The 18785-nt window shown below is 71.9% G+C and carries 13 protein-coding genes and 1 pseudogene; 6 read left to right on the top strand and 8 right to left on the bottom strand.

What is annotated here, in order from left to right; genetic code table 11:
- Nucleotides 1-223: 223 nt before the first annotated feature.
- On the bottom strand, nucleotides 224-655 hold the full coding sequence (locus tag AB0435_RS15500) for a MarR family transcriptional regulator (RefSeq protein WP_366006097.1): 432 nt from the start codon (nucleotides 653-655) through the stop codon (nucleotides 224-226).
- Between the two features lie 7 nt (nucleotides 656-662).
- Nucleotides 663-2096 carry an MFS transporter gene (locus AB0435_RS15495; protein ID WP_366427207.1) on the bottom strand — a complete coding sequence of 478 codons (1434 nt, stop codon included), beginning with the start codon at nucleotides 2094-2096 and terminating at the stop codon, nucleotides 663-665.
- Between the two features lie 86 nt (nucleotides 2097-2182).
- Between AB0435_RS15495 and dusB the strand changes: the two genes are divergently transcribed.
- From dusB to AB0435_RS15480, 3 genes are all read left to right on the top strand, one after another.
- The gene (gene dusB, locus AB0435_RS15490; RefSeq protein WP_366427206.1) at nucleotides 2183-3325 is read left to right on the top strand and encodes a tRNA dihydrouridine synthase DusB; all 1143 of its coding nucleotides are present in this window, start codon (nucleotides 2183-2185) and stop codon (nucleotides 3323-3325) included.
- A gap of 461 nt (nucleotides 3326-3786) precedes the next feature.
- A complete protein-coding gene (gene ppdK, locus AB0435_RS15485; RefSeq protein ID WP_366006094.1) occupies nucleotides 3787-6501 on the top strand; it encodes a pyruvate, phosphate dikinase in 2715 nt (904 codons plus the stop codon).
- A gap of 693 nt (nucleotides 6502-7194) precedes the next feature.
- A complete protein-coding gene (locus AB0435_RS15480; protein WP_366006093.1) occupies nucleotides 7195-8244 on the top strand; it encodes a helix-turn-helix domain-containing protein in 1050 nt (349 codons plus the stop codon).
- A gap of 35 nt (nucleotides 8245-8279) precedes the next feature.
- On the opposite strand, the gene AB0435_RS15475 is transcribed toward AB0435_RS15480, so the two are convergent.
- From AB0435_RS15475 to AB0435_RS15460, 4 genes are all read right to left on the bottom strand, one after another.
- A complete protein-coding gene (locus AB0435_RS15475) occupies nucleotides 8280-9125 on the bottom strand; it encodes a carbohydrate ABC transporter permease (RefSeq protein ID WP_366006092.1) in 846 nt (281 codons plus the stop codon).
- Nucleotides 9122-10063 carry a sugar ABC transporter permease gene (locus AB0435_RS15470; RefSeq protein ID WP_366006091.1) on the bottom strand — a complete coding sequence of 314 codons (942 nt, stop codon included), beginning with the start codon at nucleotides 10061-10063 and terminating at the stop codon, nucleotides 9122-9124. Before AB0435_RS15470 ends, AB0435_RS15475 begins: the two co-directional genes overlap by 4 nt.
- A complete protein-coding gene (locus tag AB0435_RS15465) occupies nucleotides 10064-11311 on the bottom strand; it encodes a sugar ABC transporter substrate-binding protein (protein WP_366427205.1) in 1248 nt (415 codons plus the stop codon).
- Between the two features lie 315 nt (nucleotides 11312-11626).
- Nucleotides 11627-13492 (bottom strand): APC family permease, encoded by a 1866-nt coding sequence (locus tag AB0435_RS15460; RefSeq protein ID WP_366006089.1) that lies wholly within the window; start codon nucleotides 13490-13492, stop codon nucleotides 11627-11629.
- A gap of 222 nt (nucleotides 13493-13714) precedes the next feature.
- On the opposite strand from AB0435_RS15460, the gene AB0435_RS15455 reads away from it, so the two are divergent.
- Nucleotides 13715-14323, top strand: coding sequence for a hypothetical protein (locus AB0435_RS15455; RefSeq protein ID WP_366427204.1), 609 nt, complete (start codon nucleotides 13715-13717; stop codon nucleotides 14321-14323).
- A gap of 99 nt (nucleotides 14324-14422) precedes the next feature.
- Here AB0435_RS15455 and AB0435_RS15450 read toward each other — a convergent pair whose 3' ends face one another.
- Nucleotides 14423-15328 carry an oxidoreductase gene (locus AB0435_RS15450; protein ID WP_366003189.1) on the bottom strand — a complete coding sequence of 302 codons (906 nt, stop codon included), beginning with the start codon at nucleotides 15326-15328 and terminating at the stop codon, nucleotides 14423-14425.
- A gap of 819 nt (nucleotides 15329-16147) precedes the next feature.
- Between AB0435_RS15450 and AB0435_RS15445 the strand changes: the two genes are divergently transcribed.
- Together AB0435_RS15445 and AB0435_RS15440 are read left to right on the top strand one after the other, a co-directional pair.
- Nucleotides 16148-16936 carry a TSUP family transporter gene (locus AB0435_RS15445; protein WP_366003190.1) on the top strand — a complete coding sequence of 263 codons (789 nt, stop codon included), beginning with the start codon at nucleotides 16148-16150 and terminating at the stop codon, nucleotides 16934-16936.
- A 165-nt stretch (nucleotides 16937-17101) separates the two neighbouring features.
- On the top strand, nucleotides 17102-18049 hold the full coding sequence (locus AB0435_RS15440) for a hypothetical protein (protein WP_366003191.1): 948 nt from the start codon (nucleotides 17102-17104) through the stop codon (nucleotides 18047-18049).
- On the opposite strand, the pseudogene AB0435_RS15435 reads toward AB0435_RS15440, so the two are convergent.
- Nucleotides 18046-18740: pseudogene (locus AB0435_RS15435) on the bottom strand (ElyC/SanA/YdcF family protein). The gene AB0435_RS15440 and the pseudogene AB0435_RS15435 overlap by 4 nt on opposite strands.
- Between the last annotated feature and the right edge of the window lie 45 nt (nucleotides 18741-18785).

The raw sequence follows: 18785 nt of genomic DNA, 5'->3' as shown, positions 1-18785 counted from the left end.
GCAACGGACCGGCAGCTCGGGGTCTGGGGCAGCGCCCCAGTTTCGGGAAGGGGCGGGGTAGGGGAACAAAGCGCCGCAGGCGCCAACCGACCCGCAGCCGGGGGCCTGGGGTGCACGCCCCAACCGCGCCGCAGGCACAACGGACCCGCAGATGACGACAGCGAGCCGCCCGCAGGGCGCCGCGCAGCGGATCCGTGCCCAACAGGCCCGTAGACGGCCGAGGTCAGCCCCCCGCCGCAAGCCGGGACGCGATGCGGTCCAGGACGGCGAGATCCTCCGGCGGCAGTGCGAGCAGTGCCGCCGGCGGTGAGCCCAGGATGCGGTTCGCCCGGTCCGCCGCCGAGCGTCCCTCCGGTGTCACGGAGACGATCTTCGACCGCCGGTCCGCCGGATTCGGTGTCCGTTCGACCAGGCCCCGCTTCTCCAGGTCGTCGACGACCAGCGTCGTGTACGGCCGGTCGGTCAGGAGCTGGTCGGCCAGTTCCCGCAGGGTCATCGGGCCCTGGGCGATCCGCCGCAGCGCCTTGACGCGGAAGAAGCTCATGCCGAGCGCCTCGACGACCTCCTTGCGCCGTTCGTTGCCGCCCAGGACGACCTCCCGGAGGTTCTGCCAGGCGCGCTCCGCGGTCCGCGTGGTGTGCTCGTGCGTGGTCATGGTGTCGTCACCGGGATCCTGATCTCGTGGGGAGCGAGTCGGCGGCCGGGTGGGTGCCGCCCGCGCCGAGGCGGGTGGCGGCGCGCTCGGCGGTGCGGCGGGCCCGGCGGCCGGTGGTGATCGTACCCAGCAGCAGGACGGCGAGGCCGCACCCGGCGATGATCCACCAGCCCGTGAGCTGGAGCCCGGCGGCGACCGCCGCGCCGATCACGGCGACGCCGAGCGACTGGCCGACCTGCCGGCTGGTCGAGACGATCGCGGCGGCGACCCCGGCGCGCGAGCGCGGCATGCCGGAGACCGCGGTGTTGGTGATGGGGGCGTTGACCAGGCCGAAGCCGATGCCGAAGAGGACGTACGCGGTGAACAGCGCCGCGTCCGTCGACCGCGCGTCGAAGGCGGCGAACATCAGGCCGCTGGCCGTCATCGCCGTACCGCCCAGGACCAGCGGCAGCCGGGGCCCGCGCACGCCGACCAGGCGCCCCGACAGCGGGGCGCAGACCAGGGTCATGACGGCCATCGGCAGCATGAAGAGCCCGGCGTGCAGGGCCGAGAGCCCGCGTTGGTCCTGGAGGTAGAGGGTGTTGAGGAAGAGGAACCCGCCGAGGGCGGCGAAGGCGCTCACGCCGATCGCGGTGGCCCCGCTGAACGGGACGCTGCGGAAGAACCCCAGCTCGACGAGGGGTTCGTGGCGCCGCTTCTCGTACGTCAGCAGCCCGGCGAGCGAGCCGAGGGCGAGCGCGAAGCAGCTCAGGATCAGCGGCGAGGTCCAGCCGGCGGCGGGGCCCTCGATGATTCCGTAGGTCATGGAGCCGAGCAGCGCGATCACCAGCAGCTGGCCGACGGGGTCGGGCCTGCGGGGCTCGGGGGCGCGGGACTCGGGGACGAAGCGGGCGGTCATCACCAGGGCGAGCAGCCCGACCGGCAGGTTGATCCAGAAGATCGAGCGCCAGCCGACGGACTCGACGAGCGCGCCGCCGACGATGGGCCCGGCGGCCATGCTGATGCCGACGACACCGCCCCACACGCCGATCGCGCGGGCCCGCTCCCTCGGGTCGGTGAAGGTGTTGGTGATGATCGACATCGCGACGGGGTTGAGCATCGAGCCGCCGACGGCCTGGACCATCCGGAAGGCGATCAGCCAGCCGAGCCCGGGCGCGAGGCTGCAGAGCACGGATCCGGCGGTGAAGAGCGCCAGGCCGATCTGGAATATCCGTCTGCGCCCGATCCGGTCGGCGGTCGAGCCGCCCAGCATCAGCAGCGAGGCCAGCACGAGGGTGTAGGCGTCGATCGTCCACTGGAGGCCGGAGACCGAGGCGTGCAGATCCTTCTGCATCGACGGCAGCGCCACGTTGAGGATCGTGTTGTCGAGGCTGACGATCAGCAGGCTCGTACAGCAGATCGCCAGGACGAGCAGCCGTCGACGGCGGGACAACTCAGGCATACGTCAGCACCCCAGGCAGTTGTATTCGTCTAATAATTTCAAGACTACAACTAAACCGGGTGGATGGGTACGCGACAATGGACGACATGACGAACGACGCCGCCACGCCCCTCCGGATCGGCCCGCACACCGTGTGGCCGCCGGTGGTGCTCGCCCCCATGGCGGGGATCACCAACGCGCCCTTCCGCACGCTGTGCCGTGAGTTCTCCGGCGGCAAGGGGCTCTTCGTCAGCGAGATGATCACCACCCGGGCCCTGGTCGAGCGGGACGCCAAGACCATGCGCCTGATCCACTTCGACGGCACCGAGAAGCCGCGCTCCATCCAGCTCTACGGCGTGGACCCGGACACCGTCGGCAAGGCCGTCCGCATGATCGTGGACGAGGACCTCGCCGACCACGTCGACCTCAACTTCGGCTGCCCGGTCCCCAAGATCACCCGCAAGGGCGGCGGCTCCGCGCTCCCGTACAAGCGCAATCTGCTGCGCTCGATCCTGCGGGAGGCCGTCGGCAACGCCGGTTCCCTGCCCGTCACGATGAAGATGCGCAAGGGCATCGACGACGACCACATGACCTACCTCGACGCCGGGCGGATCGCCGTCGAGGAGGGCGTCACGGCCATCGCGCTGCACGGCCGCACCGCGGCCCAGCACTACGGCGGCACGGCCGACTGGGACGCCATCGCGCGGCTGAAGGAGACCGTCACCGAGATCCCGGTCCTCGGCAACGGCGACATCTGGTCGGCGGACGACGCCGTGCGGATGATGCGCGAGACCGGCTGCGACGGCGTCGTGGTCGGCCGCGGCTGCCTCGGCCGGCCCTGGCTCTTCGGCGACCTGGTGGCCGCCTTCGAGGGCACCGGCGCGCCTGCGGCGCCGGTCTTCAAGGAGGTCGCCCGCGTCATGGTGCGCCACGCGGAGCTGCTGGGGGAGTGGCTGGAGAGCGAGGAGCGCGGCGTCATCGACTTCCGCAAGCACGTCGCGTGGTACACCAAGGGCTTCTCGGTCGGCTCCGACCTGCGCAAGAAGCTGGCCGTCTCCTCCTCCCTGGACGAGCTGGCCGCTCTTCTGAGCGAGGTCGACGGCGACCAGACCTGGCCCCTGGGCGCGGACGGCCCGCGCGGCCGTACGTCCGGGCGCAACCGGGTCGTGCTGCCCGACGGGTGGCTGGACGACCCGTACGACCGCGCCGTCGTCGGCGCCGACGCGGAGCTGGACACGTCCGGCGGCTGACGCTGCCTGTGCCCGGATGCGGGCACCGGTTCGCCGGCCCGCGCCGGGTGCGGCGAAAAGGGCTGGGATTCAGTCAGGTCGTGGCGTGATTCTCGCCACCACTGATCGGGGTTGCGCTCAGATGAGCGGCCGAAAAGGATCAGTACCTTCCTGAAGGGTGGCACTGGGTGCCACCCTTCTTGCGTTCATTACTTGATGACTCACCTCTTGGTCCATCGACGCTGCGTGACCTTGCGGATTCGCCTTGTCATTCTTGCTTCAGATGTTGAACGAGCGGGTTTCGGCCCCTTTCCCGGGCCTTGACTTTCGATCTGCTGGCAGACGGGTGGTTACGGCCTCATGACCGTGGAGCGGACCTCCCGAGAAGCCTTCGATCTGGGTACGCTCCCCGCCGTCAGCATCGTTTGAGCAGCCTTCCCCTCACCTGTGTACGGGGGGACCCCAGTGAGGAGTCGAGTCCCGTGCCGGAAACCCAAGATCGCCAGAAGTTCGTCTACGACTTCACCGAGGGCAACAAGGACCTCAAGGACCTGCTCGGCGGGAAGGGCGCCAACCTCGCCGAGATGACGAACCTGGGCCTGCCCGTACCGCCCGGCTTCACCATCACCACCGAGGCGTGCAAGGTCTACCTCGCCAGCGGCAGCGAGCCCACGGCACTGCGTGACGAGGTCTCCGCCCACCTGGAGGCCCTTGAGGCGAAGATGGGCAAGAAGCTCGGCCAGGCCGACGACCCGCTGCTGGTGTCCGTCCGCTCGGGCGCCAAGTTCTCCATGCCCGGCATGATGGACACCGTCCTCAACATCGGCCTCTCCGACGCCTCGGTCACCGGGCTCGCCACCCAGGCCGGCGACGAGCGGTTCGCGTGGGACTCGTACCGCCGCCTCATCCAGATGTTCGGCAAGACCGTGCTCGGCGTCGACGGCGACCTCTTCGAGGAGGCGCTGGAGGAGGCCAAGCGGGCCAAGGGCGTCACCACCGACATCGACCTCGACGCGGGCGACCTCCAGCGGCTCGTGGAGCAGTTCAAGGGCATCGTCTCCAAGGAGACCGGCCGCGACTTCCCGCAGGAGCCGCGCGAGCAGATGGACCTCGCCATAAGGGCGGTCTTCGAGTCGTGGAACACCGACCGGGCCAAGCTCTACCGCCGCCAGGAGCGCATCCCCGGCGACCTGGGCACGGCCGTCAACATCTGCTCGATGGTCTTCGGCAACCTCGGCCCCGACTCCGGCACCGGCGTCGCCTTCACCCGCGACCCCGCCAGCGGCCACCAGGGCGTCTACGGCGACTACCTCCAGAACGCGCAGGGCGAGGACGTCGTCGCGGGCATCCGCAACACCGTGCCGCTCGCCGACCTGGAGCGCATCGACAAGGCGTCGTACGACCAGCTGATGCAGATCATGCAGACGCTCGAGACGCACTACAAGGACCTGTGCGACATCGAGTTCACCATCGAGCGCGGCAAGCTCTGGATGCTCCAGACCCGCGTCGGCAAGCGCACCGCCGGCGCCGCCTTCCGCATCGCGACCCAGCTGGTGGACCAGGGCCTGATCGACGAGGCCGAGGCGCTCCAGCGCGTGACGGGCGCCCAGCTGGCGCAGCTGATGTTCCCCCGCTTCGACGAGAAGGCGAAGGTGGACCTCCTGGGCCGCGGCATCGCCGCCTCCCCGGGCGCCGCGGTCGGCAAGGCCGTCTTCGACTCCTACACCGCCGTGAAGTGGTCCCGGTCCGGCGAGAAGGTCATCCTGATCCGCCGCGAGACCAACCCCGACGACCTCAACGGCATGATCGCCGCCGAGGGCATCCTCACCTCGCGCGGCGGCAAGACCTCGCACGCCGCCGTCGTCGCCCGCGGCATGGGCAAGACCTGTGTCTGCGGCGCCGAGGAGCTGGAGGTCGACACCAAGCGGCGCCGGATGACCGCCCCGGGCGGGGTCGTCATCGAGGAGGGCGACGTCGTCTCCATCGACGGCTCCACCGGCAAGGTCTACCTCGGGGAGGTGCCCGTCGTGCCCTCCCCGGTCGTCGAGTACTTCGAGGGACGCATGCACGCGGGCGCCGACGACGCCGACGAGCTGGTCCAGGCGGTGCACCGGATGATGGCCTACGCCGACCGCATGCGCCGGCTGCGCGTACGGGCCAACGCCGACAACGCCGAGGACGCCTCCCGCGCCCGCCGTTTCGGCGCCCAGGGCATCGGCCTGTGCCGCACCGAGCACATGTTCCTCGGCGAGCGGCGCGAGATGGTCGAACGGCTCATCCTCGCCGACACCGACGGCGAGCGCGACGAGGCGCTCGGCGCCCTGCTGCCGCTCCAGAAGGCCGACTTCGTCGAGCTCTTCGAGGCCATGGACGGCCTGCCGGTCACCGTCCGCCTGCTCGACCCGCCGCTGCACGAGTTCCTCCCCGACATCACCGAGCTGTCGGTGCGGGTGGCGCTCGCCGAGGCCCGCGAGGACGCCAACGAGAACGACCTGCGCCTCCTCCAGGCCGTGCACAAGCTCCACGAGCAGAACCCGATGCTGGGCCTGCGCGGCGTCCGGCTCGGCCTGGTCATCCCCGGCCTCTTCGCCATGCAGGTACGGGCCATCGCCGAGGCCGCGGCCGAGCGCCGCAACGCCAAGGGCGACCCGCGCGCCGAGATCATGATCCCGCTGGTGGGCACGGTCCAGGAGCTGGAGATCGTCCGCGAGGAGGCCGACCGGGTCATCGCCGAGGTCGAGGCCGCCACCGGCACCGAGCTCCGGCTGACCATCGGCACGATGATCGAGCTCCCGCGCGCCGCCCTGACGGCCGATCAGATCGCCGAGGCCGCCCAGTTCTTCTCCTTCGGCACGAACGACCTCACCCAGACGGTGTGGGGCTTCTCCCGCGACGACGTGGAGGCCAGCTTCTTCACCGCCTACCTGGAGAAGGGCATCTTCGGCGTCAGCCCCTTCGAGACCATCGACAGGGACGGCGTCGGCTCGCTCGTCCGCGCGGCCGTCAAGGCGGGCCGGGCCACCCGCCCCGACCTCAAGCTGGGCGTCTGCGGTGAGCACGGCGGCGACCCGGAGTCGGTGCACTTCTTCCACGAGGTGGGCCTGGACTACGTCTCCTGCTCGCCGTTCCGCATCCCGGTGGCCCGCCTGGAGGCGGGCCGGGCGGCGGCGATCGGCACGGGCAGCGACAGCCGCTGACGCGGGGGCCGCTGCCGCGGGGGCGGGTGTCTCGGCGGCGGCCATCGGTCGCCTGCGGGCCGTGGTCGGCCGGTCTTTTCCCCAGCCCCGCCCCTTCCCGAAACCGGGGCTCCGCCCCGGACCCCGGTCCTCAATCGCCGGACGGGCTGGTTGTGCCGCAGATTGACGATCACCTGCGGCTGGGGTGCCGCGCCCCGTAAGGGGCGCGGGGAACTGCGCGACCAGCCAGGGACGGCCCGCAGCCGCCGGACGACCGTGCTGCCCGAGCTCGTGGGCGTCACCGACCCGCGGCTGAGCAAGGGTCCGGGGCGAAGCCCCGGGGTAACCGGCGCGTAACGCGCACCGCACCACGGGACACCCGGGCCCGCGCCGGACGGCGACGCGCGCCGGACGGCGACATGGCGGAGGGGCGGCGCCCGTGCGGGAGCGCCGCCCCTCTTTACTCCCCCACCGGGAGTTGTTGCCGCCCGCATCGGCTCGGGCGGCAACTCGCATACTCAGCGGCCGCTTTTTCGCTCGCCACCCCCCACGGGAACGAGCGGGTGCAGCCCCGAGTGCGTGAATAGCATTTCGCTTCCGCGACGTTCGCCGCGAGTCCTTTCAACTGTGGCCAAAAGGGCGTGGTAACAGCTCGTATCGGTGTGCATACTCAGTGAGCGGGGGGTGGTTGCGGATGTCTCATGTGGGGGTTTGGTGCTACGCGTCCATTTCACTGGACTCGATCTGGCCCGGTTGCGCCTGGCCGGAGACCCGGACGCACTCTGGGAAACCGTTTTGAGTCTGCACCGGCTCCGGGACAAACAAGGCGAGTCGATCTTCGGGGATTGGCGGTCGGAAACCCGGGCCCGGTTGAATGGTGAAACTCGGCTTCTCGCTCCGCTGGTTCCCTCCCGCGGCTATTTTCCGGACTTCCTGACGCCCCCCGAAGGCGTACTCGGACTGGACTCGGGCATGCAGGCGCTGCGCGAGACGCCGCCCGACCGGGTGCACCGGGAGCTGGGCCGGCTCTCCACCGTCCGCACGCTCCCCGCTTGGATACGATCCATGGCGGAGGGCGACTCGCGGGCCTTCGCCAAGCTGACGGGTGCGCTGCACGCCTACCACGAGGCGGCCGTCGCCCCCTACTGGAGCCACATACAGGCCCAGATAGAGGGGGACCGCGCGGTGCGCGGCCGGGCCCTGCTGGACGGCGGCGCGGACGCGCTGCTCTCCTCGCTGCCGCCGATGATGCGCTGGCGGTCCCCCGTGCTGGAGGCCGACTATCCGGTGGACCGCGACGTCCACCTCAACGGGCGGGGCCTGTTGCTGGTTCCCTCCTTCTTCTGCCGCCGGACGCCGGTCACCTATCAGAACCCCGACCTCACGCCCGTGCTCGTCTATCCCGTCCGGCACATGGCGGAGTCCTCGCCGCCCGTGGACGCGCCGCCGCGGTCGCTGGGCAAGCTCGTCGGGCACACCCGCTCGGCCGTGCTCGGCTCGATCGGCGGCGGCTGCACCACGAGTGAACTCGCCCGCAGGGTAGGGGTGTCCGCGGCCTCCGCCAGCCAGCACGCCGGCGTGCTGCGGGAGGCGGGCCTGGTGCTGACGCTGCGCAACGGCAGCGCCGTGATGCACACCCTGACGCCGCTGGGCGCGGCCCTGCTGCGCGGCGGCCACCGCCCCCCGCAGCCGACCCGCCGCCCTCAGCCGTCGATCCCCGAGCGTTCGGTACCGGCCACGATGCTGCAGTCTCCCGGGGGATGACCTCCGGACCCCCAGCCGGACGGGGGTGGCCGCCTTTAGCCGTCGATCCCCGAACGCTCCACCCCCGCCACGATGTAGCGCTGAAGCACCAGGAAGACCACCAGCAGTGGCACGATCGACACGGCCGCCGCGACGAACAGTTCGTGGATGTTGACGGTCTGCGCCGTCGTGAAGGTCGACAGGGCGACCTGCACCGTCCACGCGTCGCGGTCCTGGCCGATGACCAGCGGCCACAGGAACGCGTTCCAGGCGCCGATGAAGACGATCGTGCCCACCGCCGCGAACACCGGGCGTGAGTTGGGCACGACGACCCGCCAGTACGTACGCCACGGGCCCAGCCCGTCCACCTGCGCCGCGTCCTCCAGCTCCCGGGGGAAGCCCAGGAAGAACTGGCGGAAGACGAAGCAGGCGAAGGCGCTGAACAGCGTCGGCACGATCAGTCCGCGCAGCGTGGAGATCCACCCGAGCGAGGAGACGAGCACGAAGGACGGCACGAAGGTGACGGCCGCCGGGACCATGAGGGTGCCCAGCACCGCGTAGAAGACCGCGTTCGCGTGGCGGTAGGGGATCCGGGCCAGGCCGTAGCCGGCCAGGGAGGCGAGCAGGAGGGTGCCCACCGTGGTGGCCACCGCGATCAGCGTGGAGTTCAGCAGCGCGTGCGCCATCGGTACGTCCGGGTCGTCGAACAGCTCCCGAAGGTTGGACCAGTGCAGCTCGCGCGGGAAGAACGTCCAGCCCGGCGCGGTGATGTCCGCCTCGGTGGCCAGCCCGTTCCGCAGCAGGAGGTAGAAGGGGATCAGGAACAGCGCGGCCAGCGCGATCAGCAGCACCAGCCGCAGCGCCCGCCCGGCCCGTACGAGGCCGTCGTCCGTACGCCTCATCCGTCCGCCTCCCGCCTGCCCAGCCCGAACCAGCGGGCCTGTGCCACCGTCACGACCGCGATGATCAGCGCCAGGACCACGGCCCCCGCGCTGCCCAGGCCGAGGTTCTGGCCCTGCCCGAGCGCCGTGTAGTAGAGGTAGACCAGGGGCGGCCGGGCGTAGGGCGGGTAACCGCGGGCGTCCGACAGGAGGTTGTAGAACTCGTCGAACGCCTGGAAGGCGTTGATGACGAGCAGCAGCACCACCGCGACCGACGTGGCGCGCAGTGCCGGGAAGGTGATGTGGCGGAAGGTCTGCCAGCCGGGCCGGGCGCCGTCGACGGCCGCGGCCTCGTACAGCTGCGGCGGGATGCGCTGGAGCCCGGCCAGGAAGAGCACCATGTAGAAACCCGTCTGGAGCCAGAGCCGCACGGTGACCAGCACCAGCCAGTACCACGGCGGGTCGGTGGTGGACAGCCAGGCGACCTGGTCGGCGCCGAACCAGCCGAGGACGGTGTTGGCCAGCCCGAACCGCACCCCGTTGAAGATCGACAGCTTCCAGACCAGGGCCGCGACGACGTACGAGCACGCGGTCGGCAGAAAGAAAACCGACCGGAAGAATGCGCGCGCGAAGCGCAGCCGGCCCACCGCGAGGGCCAGGCCGAGCGAGAGGGCGTAGGTGGCCGGGACGATGAACGCGGTGAAGACCGTGAAGGTCGTCAGGGCGGCGCGGAAAGCGGGTTCACCCAGCACCGACGTGTAGTTGTCGAGGCCGACGAAGTGCGTCGGGGAGACAGTGTTGTGGGCGTCGAAGAAGCTCAGCCAGACGCTCCACGCGAGCGGCACATAGGTGAAGAGCGCGAGACCCAGCGCGAACGGACCGACGAAAATCCAGAACCAGATGGTCTGATTCCGTTCGCGTGGGGTGGCACGCCGGCGGATGGTGCCCGGGGCCGCCATTCAGGACTTCTTCCGTACGCGCCGGAGTTCGTCCTCCGTCGTGCTCACCGCTCCTCGCAACTCGCGTTCGGGGTCGGCACCGTCCTTGATGATGTGGCTGAGGGCGTCCTGATAGGCGGTCCTGCTCGCCACCGTCCACAACAGGGGCTGCGCATAGCCGTGATCGGCCGTGAAGCGCACGACTTCGGCCGCCGCGCCTTCTTTCAGCCGCGCCGCCTTCGCGGCGAGTGACAGACGGGCCGGTATGTGAAATCCGTAGGAGAGCGCGAAATCCTCCTGATAGTCGGTGCGGTCGACCCACAACCACTTCACGTACGCCTTGGCCGCGTCCCGCCGCTCGCTCCGGGCGCTCACCGCCGAGCCGTACGCGCCGACCGGCACGGCCGGCTTGCCCGACGGGCCGTCCGCGGGGAACGGCAGCACCCCGAAGTCGTCCCCGAGCGCCTTGCGTACCGCGGGCAGCGCCCATAGCCCGGACCACTGCATCGCGGTGAGCCCCTGCACCAGCGCGGACGGGTCGGACCAGTCCGCGGGCGCGCCCAGCAGCAACGACTTGTCGGCGTACATCCGGTGGAGCTTGCCGAGGGTACGGGCGGCGGCCGGGTCGTCGAAGCCGGGCCTGCCGTCGTCGGTGATCAGGGACAGGCCCGCGGCGTAGAGGGGCGTGCCGCCCAGGGCGCCCGTGCCGCCGTCGTTGCCGAGGAAGAGGCCCTTGGTGCGCGGGTCCGTGAGCCGCTTCGCCGCGTCGACCAGCTCGTCCAGGGTCCCCGGCGGCTTCACGCCCGCCTTCTCCAGCAGGCTCTTGCGGTAGTAGAGCAGCTGGGTGTCGACGACCTGCGGGACGGCCCACACCCGGCCGTCGTAGGTCTTGGGCGCGAGGACCACCGGGTGGAAGTCGGCGCGGACGTCCTTGACCAGGTCGGTGAGGTCGACGACCTGGCCGCCCCGGATCTGGTCCAGCGTCGGCCCGTCGACTTCGAACACGTCGGGCCCCGCGTTCGTCAGCAGCGCGGCCGCGATCTGCTGGTCGTAGGCGCCGGGCCGCCACTGGACGCGTACGCCGGCGTCCTTGTACGCGGCCGCGTACCGCCGCACGGCCTGCTCGGCGCCGGCCTCGCCGTACTGGTGGTACCACTGTTGCAGGGTGGTGCCGCTGCCGCGGCCGGTGTTGTCACCGCACGCGGCGAGTGCGCTCGCCAGTGCGAGTGCGGTGCCGCTTGTCAGGAGTCGTCTGCGGCTGATTGCCATCTCGTCCCCTCGCTCTCGGCATGGGCGTAGGGCTCAACGATCAGCGATGGCAGGGGATTACGACAGGCCGCCTGCGGCGGGGCTGCTTTGTTCCCCAGTCCCGCCCCTTCCCGAAACTGGGGGAGACCCCCAGACCCCCAACCGCGCTTCGCGCGGTGTCCTCAAACTCCCCCAGCTACCGCTGGGAGGTGCCCCCAACGGGCTGGTTCTTCAGCCCGTCCGGCGTTTGAGGACGCGCCCGCAGGGCGCTGGGGTCCGGGGTCTCCCCGGTTTCGGGAAGGGGCGGGGTGGGGAACAAGCCCGCCGCAGGCGCGGTCAGGCCCCGATCCGGAAGCGCAGCCGGCAGATGACCGCGTCCGTATCGCGCCGCACCGCGTGAGCGACCACCGCCCCCCGCTGGTTCTGCAGGAGCCGCTGCCAGACATGCGCGGGCTCGACCTCGGGGATCAGGACGGTGACGCGGTTGTCGGGGTGGCGTTCGGAGAGGTCGCGGACGTAGGAGACGATCGGGCCGCCCAGCGCCCGCGTGGGGGCGGGGAGTTCGACGAGGTCGACGCCAGGGTTCCACAGTTCCCAGTCGCGGCGCAGCGATTCCGTGGCCCGTCGGCCCTCGGCGTCGGGCTGGGCGACGGTCACGGCCACCACCTCGTCGCCGAGCGACACGGCGGCGGTGAGGGCCTTGCTGGTCAGCCGGGACATCGAGGAGACCGGCACGACGACCAGGGAGTGGCAGCGGCGCGGCGGCTCCGGCACGCGGCCGAGACCGAGCCGGTCGCCGATCCGCCCGTACGCGCGGTGGACGGCCTCGAAGGCCACCACCATCAGCGGCAGCGCGAGGACGATCAGCCAGGCGCCCTCCTCGAACTTCGTCGCGGTGACGACGACGGCCGAGACGCCGGTGAGCACGGCGCCGAAGCCGTTGAGCAGCGCCTTGCCGCGCCACTTGGGGGAACGTTCCTGCCGCCAGTGCCGGACCATGCCGACCTGGCAGATGGTGAAGCCGACGAAGACGCCGATGGCGAAGAGCGGCACCAGGGTGTTGACGTCACCGCCGGAGAAGATCAGCAGTACGGCGGAGACGGCGGCCAGCGCCAGCACGCCGTGCCGGTGGACCTGACGTTCGGCCTTCAGGCCGAAGACGTGCGGCAGGTAGTTGTCCCGGGCCAGCAGGCCCATCAGGACGGGCAGCCCGCCGAAGGAGGTGTTCGCGGCCAGCGCCAGCAGCACCACGGTCGCGAACTGCACGACGTAGAAAGCCCAGTTGTGGCCGAGCGAGGCGTCCGCGAGCTGGGCGAGGACGGTGACGCCCTCGACCGGCTGGAGGTGGAAGCGGCCGATGAGCACGGACAGGCCGATCAGCATGACACCCAGCAGCGCGCCGAGCGCGACCTCCGTGCGCTGGGCGCGCTTGGCACGCGGGGCACGGAAGGACGGCACGGCGTTGGCCACGGCCTCGACGCCGGTCAGCGCGGAGCAGCCCGCGGCGAACGCCTTCAGCAGGAGCAGCGCGCCGACCGCGGTGGCGTTGCCCGCGAGCGCGGACGCGTGCCCGGCGGCGGCCTCGGTGCTCGCGGGGGCGTCCCGCAGCAGACCCGCCACGATCATCGTCAGGATCGAGCCGATGAACACGGCGGTCGGCACCATGAACCACTTGGCCGACTCCACGATGCCGCGCAGGTTCACGCCCGTGACCAGGGCCAGCACGGCCAGGCAGATCCACAGCCGGTCGGCGAGGAGGGCGGGGAAGGCGGAGGTGAGGGCCGCGACGCCGGCGGTCACGGAGACCGCCACGTTCAGGACGTAGTCCAGCACCAGGGAGGCGGCGGTCACCAGACTGGTGCGCCGCCCCAGGTGCCGCTTGGCGACCGCGTAGGAGCCGCCGCCGTCCGGGAAGGCCGCGATGACCTGCCGGTAGGAGGCCACGAGCACGGCCAGCAGCGCCGCGATCGCGAGTGTGACCGGGAGCGTGAAGCCGAGGCCGTACGCCCCCGCCGCCGCGAGCACCAGCACGATCGACTCGGGTCCGTACGCCACGGACGCCATCGCGTCGAGCGACAGGGCGGCGAGGCCCTGGGTGGCGGTCAGCCGGTGCCGGTCCTCGGCGGACGGGCGCGCGGCCCCGGTATCAGGCGGTTCCTCGCCGGCCCCGGCGCGCTCGTCCGTATTGGCCACCATGGACATCTTTTGTCGTACCTCCGTGATGTGGGACGGCCAGCGTGCGCCCGCCTTCAGGCGCCCGTGCACGCTCTTGGCGGCCTCTTGGCGCCTTCCGGCTGGATCTTCACGTCTTTTTGACGTGCGGGGCCGGGGGGTGTCAGCGACCCGTCAGGGTTCGGCGGCCGTACGTCAGCGTGGCATCAACATCTGACGACCTGTCGGGCCGGCGGTTCTAGCGTCACCACCATGGGACGGCGACAGCCCTTGCGGGTACGAAGCGGTGGACACGCCTCGCGGCAGCGCGGCTCCGGACGCGAGCAGCAACGGCCCCGGGCGGCGGCACCGCCGGGCGGCGCGGTCCTCGCCCACGACCGCAACTGGCGGCGCGAGGCGCGGGCGGCGTGGTACTCGGGCGTGGCCCTCACCGGCGCCCTCACCGGCATCGACCTCGCCCGCGGCGCGTTCGACGGGCTCCGCGGCTGCTGCTGGGCGGCGCTCGGCGCCCTCCTCCTCGCGGTGCTCATGCCGCAGCGGGTCACCGCGGGGGACGGCTGGCTGGCCACGCGCGGGCTGCTGCGCGAACGGCGCGTACGGACCGACCTGCTCACCCGGGTGTGGCGCTCCGACGGCATCACCCCGCGGCTGGTCCTGCGCGACGTGGGCGGCGGCCGTGTCGAGCTCGACCCCGAGGTCCTCGTCGACAACCCCCTTCTGTGGCACCACCTGGAAGCGGGCGTCCGCCGCGCCCGCGCCGACGGGCTGCTCCGCGAACCGGCGACCCCCCTGACGTGCGTGGGGCGGCGCGTGGACGAGGAAGTGGCGCGGGTGCTGCTGAAGGAGGCGGGGCTGGAGTGAGCCTCTCGGGTGCCCCCGGAGTGCCCCCCGGGTAAGCCTCCGGGGTGGGCCCCTGGGGTGGGCCCCTGGGGTGGGCCCGCGGGGTGGGCCCCCGGGCGGTCAGTGCCAGGTGTACGTGACGCCCGTGAGCCGCTCCGACGTCGCCCAGAGCCCCGCGCTCGCCCGGGAGTCCCGTGTCCATGGCGCCCGCGGGGCACGCCTCGGGATGCCCGGCCCGAAGAAGTCGTCCGGCCCGACCTCCGGCGCTGTCGCCGCGTAGAGCGTGGGCAGCGCGCCGGCCTCCGGGCTCTGCGCCATCGTGCGGTTGAGCAGCTCGAACAGCCTCTCCAGCCAGGCGCGCTCCTCCATCCGGGCCCCCTTCGTCTGGAGGTTCGTCGCCGCGTAGCCGGGGTGCGCGGCCGCGGCCACCACCGGCGAGCCCTCCGCCGCCAGCCGCCGGGACAGCTCGTGCACGAAGAGCAGGTTGGCGCTCTTGGACCGGGCGTAGGCCGTCCAACGGCGGTAGCGCTGCTCCATGTTCGGGTCGCGGGGGTCGACCGTCCCCAGGAAGTGCATGGCGCTGGACACGCTGACCACTCGCGCCCCGCGCCCGGCCGCCCGCAGCCGCGGCAGCAGCAGGCCGGTCAGGGCGAAGTGGCCGAGGTGGTTCGTGCCGAACTGCATCTCGAAGCCGTCGACCGTCTTGCGCTCCGGGAGCGCCATCACCCCGGCGTTGTTGACCAGCAGGTCGAGCCGGGTGTCCGGGAACCGCTCGGCGAAGTCCCGCACCGACGCCAGGTCCGCGAGGTCCAGCGGGGCGGACAGCACGTCCGCTCCCGGCGCCTCGGCCCGGATCCGCTCCTCGGCCGCCTCGGCGCGCGTCGCGTCCCGGCAGGCCAGCACCACTTTCGCACCGCGGCGGGCGAGCTCCCGGGCGGTGACGTAGCCCAGACCGCTGTTGGAGCCGGTGACTACGGCCGTGCGGCCGCTCTGATCGGGGATGTCGCTCGCGCTCCAGCCGTTCACGTGCTCCAGGGTAGGGGACGGGGGGTGTGGTTGCTCGCTGTGTTCGTGTCTGGGGTGGGGTGGCCTCAATCGCCGGCCGGGCTGGGTGTGTGGCTGGGCCGGGGGTGTGGCCTCCGGGCTGAGGACCTGGAACGCGGTGCGTGGCGCCGCCCTACGCATTGAGTGCTGTGACTACGCACCGCGTTCCAGAACCCCACCCTCCGGCCCCACCCCCTCCGCCGGAGGGTGACGTCAGGGCCGGCGGGTGCGTAGACCTTCGGGGCACGCCTTTCATGTCAGCCGGGTGCACCGGTTCTTCTAGCCGAGCGCGCCTCTCTTTTCCGCCGCGCACGCCTTCCTCTATCAGCCGGGCGCGCCGTTCTTTCTTTTCAGCCCGTTGGGGGCACCTCCCAGCGGTAGCTGGGGGAGTTTGAGGACGCGGGCCGCAGGCCGCTCCCGCCGCAGGCGGCGACGGACCGGTGGTCGGGGTCTGGGGCAGCGCCCCAGTTTCGGGAAGGGGCGGGGTAGGGGAACAAAGCGCCGCAGGCGCCGACCGGCCCGCAGCCGGGGGCTGGGGCATGCCCCCCGCGCGGCGGAGCCGCACATCAGATGGGCGGGTACGGGAAGAAACCCGCCGCAGGCGCAGCGGACCCGCAGCCGGGGGCTGGGGCGCGTGCCCCAGTTTCGGGGAGGGCGGGGCTGGGGAACGAGCCCGCCGCAGGCGCCGCGGAGCCGCAAGCGATGCCCGCGGAAGGGGGCCCGGGGCCCACCCCGGGTGTGGGCGCCGGTCGTCACCGACCCGGGGCGGCAACCGAGTTGACCGCCCCGTAGCATCCGCACGTGAGCCCCGACATGCCACTGACGACGCTGCTCCTCCTCTGTCTCGCCGCCGCCGCGGCCGGCTGGGTCGACGCGGTGGTCGGCGGCGGCGGGCTCATCCAGCTGCCCGCCCTGCTCGTCGGGCTGCCCAATGTCGCCCCCGCCCACGTCCTCGGCACCAACAAGGCCGTCGCCATCTGGGGCACGGCCGCGGCCGCCGTCGCCTACACCCGGCGGGCCTCCCTGGACCTGCGTACCGCCTTACGGATCGGCCTCGCCGCCCTCGGCGGCTCGCTCGCGGGCGCCTTCTTCGCCTCCGGCATCAACAGCGCCGTGCTGCGCCCCCTGATCATGGCCATCCTCCTGGCGGTGCTCGCCTTCGTGCTGCTGCGCCCCACCTTCGGCGTGACGGAGCGGCTGGGGGAAGCCTCGGTGACGCGCCGTCGGATGCTGACCGCGATCCTCGTGGCGGGCCTGGGCATCGGCTTCTACGACGGGCTGATAGGTCCCGGGACCGGTACCTTCCTGGTCCTCACGCTGGTCGCGATCCTCCACATGGACCTGGTGACCGCCTCCGGTACGGCCAAGATCGTCAATGTCTGCACCAACGTGGGGGCCTTGGTGACGTTCTCGCTCCAGGGGTCCGTGATCTGGCAACTGGCCGCCCCCATGGCCCTCTTCAACCTCGCCGGTGGCGCGGTGGGCGCCCGGATGGCACTGAAGCGCGGGAGCGGGTTCGTTCGGGTGGTGCTGGTCGTCGTCGTGGTGTCCCTGGTCTGCAAGCTGGGCTACGACCAGTGGGGCGGGTGACGTCAGGTGTTGCGCGGCACGCCGGGAGTTGCCTCCGAGGGGGCCGCACAGGCCATTCGTACGCTGGCCTTATGCCCGATCGTGTGTCATCCGGCTGTACGAAAATACATCCGGCGTGGGCCATATCCGGGCAGTTGCGGTTAGCCTGGCGACGACCTTCCTGACGTGGTGGGGGTGCACGTGCGTTTCTCCCGGTGGCGCCGGGCCCGGTGGGGCCGGGCCGTGCTCGCGGGGCTCTATGTCGTCACGCTGGCGGCGGCGGTGCCCAAGGGCGCCGGCGGCCACGCGCGGGACGGCAGCTGGTCCAGCGAGGAGGCCCGGCGGTTCTGGGGGCCCGCGCGGATGTCCGCGTCGTCGGAGAGCGGCTCGGACGACGCCTCCGGCAAGGACACCGACTCCGGGGCCCCGCAGATCAGCGGCAGCGCCCGGCACTTCGACGGGGTGCCGTCGGTGGGCGTGCTGTTCTACGTCGGCGAGGACATGAAGGACCACCACTGCACGGCCAGCGTGGTGCACAGCCCCAAGGGCAACCTCATCATCACCGCCGGGCACTGCTCCTTCGGCGACGCCGCCGCCTTCGTGCCGGACTACCGCACGGGCGCGGACAAGCAGCCGTACGGCGTCTGGGCGGTCGACCGCACCTTCAGCGACCCCCGGCGCACCGACAGCGGTGACGGCTCCGACCTGGACTTCGCCTTCGCCACCGTCAAACCGGACACGCTGGGCCGCCAGCTCGAACGCGTCACCGGCGCCAACCGGCTCGTCCGCACGCCCGGTTACACCGGCCGCGTCACCGTCATCGGCTACCCCGACGCCGACGACGACCCCGCCGACCAGGCGATCCGCTGCACGGCCATGACGAGCCGCCTGGAGAACTACCGGCAGCTGAAGATGAGCTGCGACGGCTTCTACTCCGGCACGTCGGGCAGCCCGTGGCTGATGCACTTCGACGAGAAGACGAAGACGGGCGACCTGGTCGGCGTGCTCGGCGGCCTCAACGGAGGCGGCCCCGACGGGGACACGAGCTCGCAGATCTCGTACAGCCCGATCAACGACGACGAGATCTTCAAGCTCTACCTCGACGCCATAAACAACCGCGACCCGAGCCGTTAGCCACCCCGTCGGCCGTCCTCCCGCAGGGCGCGGGACAGGCCGGGTTCGCGGGGGCCCGGGAAGCGCGGGCCCGGACGGACCAGGGCGTCCAGGGCCGCCTCGCCCGAGGCGAGGACCTCGCGGGCCCCGCCCGCGTACCAGGTCAGGTCGTGCGCGTCGGCCGCCGCGCCGACGCCGTACGCGTCGATGCCCGCCGCCCCGCACAGCGCCGGCGCCCGCCGGATGTGGAAGCCCTGGCTGATCAGCACCGCCTTGCGCACCCCGAAGACCGGCACCGCGCGCGTGCACGAGTCCCAGGTGCCGAAGCCCGCGAAGTCGCTGACGACACGGCTGTCCGGCACGCCCCGCGCCGTCGGACAGGCGCGCATCGCCTCCGCCTCGTCGTACTCCACGCGGCTGTTGTCACCCGTCACCAGCACCACCCGGACCTCGCCCGCGCGGTACAGCTCGACCGCGGCGTCGAGGCGGTGCGCCGGATACGGGGACGGCCCGCCGTCCCGCAGGCCCGCGCCGAAGACCATGCCACCGGGGCCTCCGGCACGTCGGCGACGCCCCGCACCCGGGGCGTCGCCGAGGCGTACACCCACGTGACCGGGGCCGGTGCGAGCAGGCAGCCCGCCATGACCGCCCACAGCGCGCGGCGCCGCCCCACCGTCGTACGCGGCAGCAGCGGCCGGCCCCTCAGCCTCATGCCGGACACCTTTCCGTCGACAGGGATCAACGCCACCGCGGCCCG

This window comes from Streptomyces sp. NPDC051173 (assembly GCF_040689515.1).
In the GTDB taxonomy this organism is placed as follows: domain Bacteria; phylum Actinomycetota; class Actinomycetes; order Streptomycetales; family Streptomycetaceae; genus Streptomyces.
This window is presented reverse-complemented; position numbering and strand designations above follow the sequence as displayed.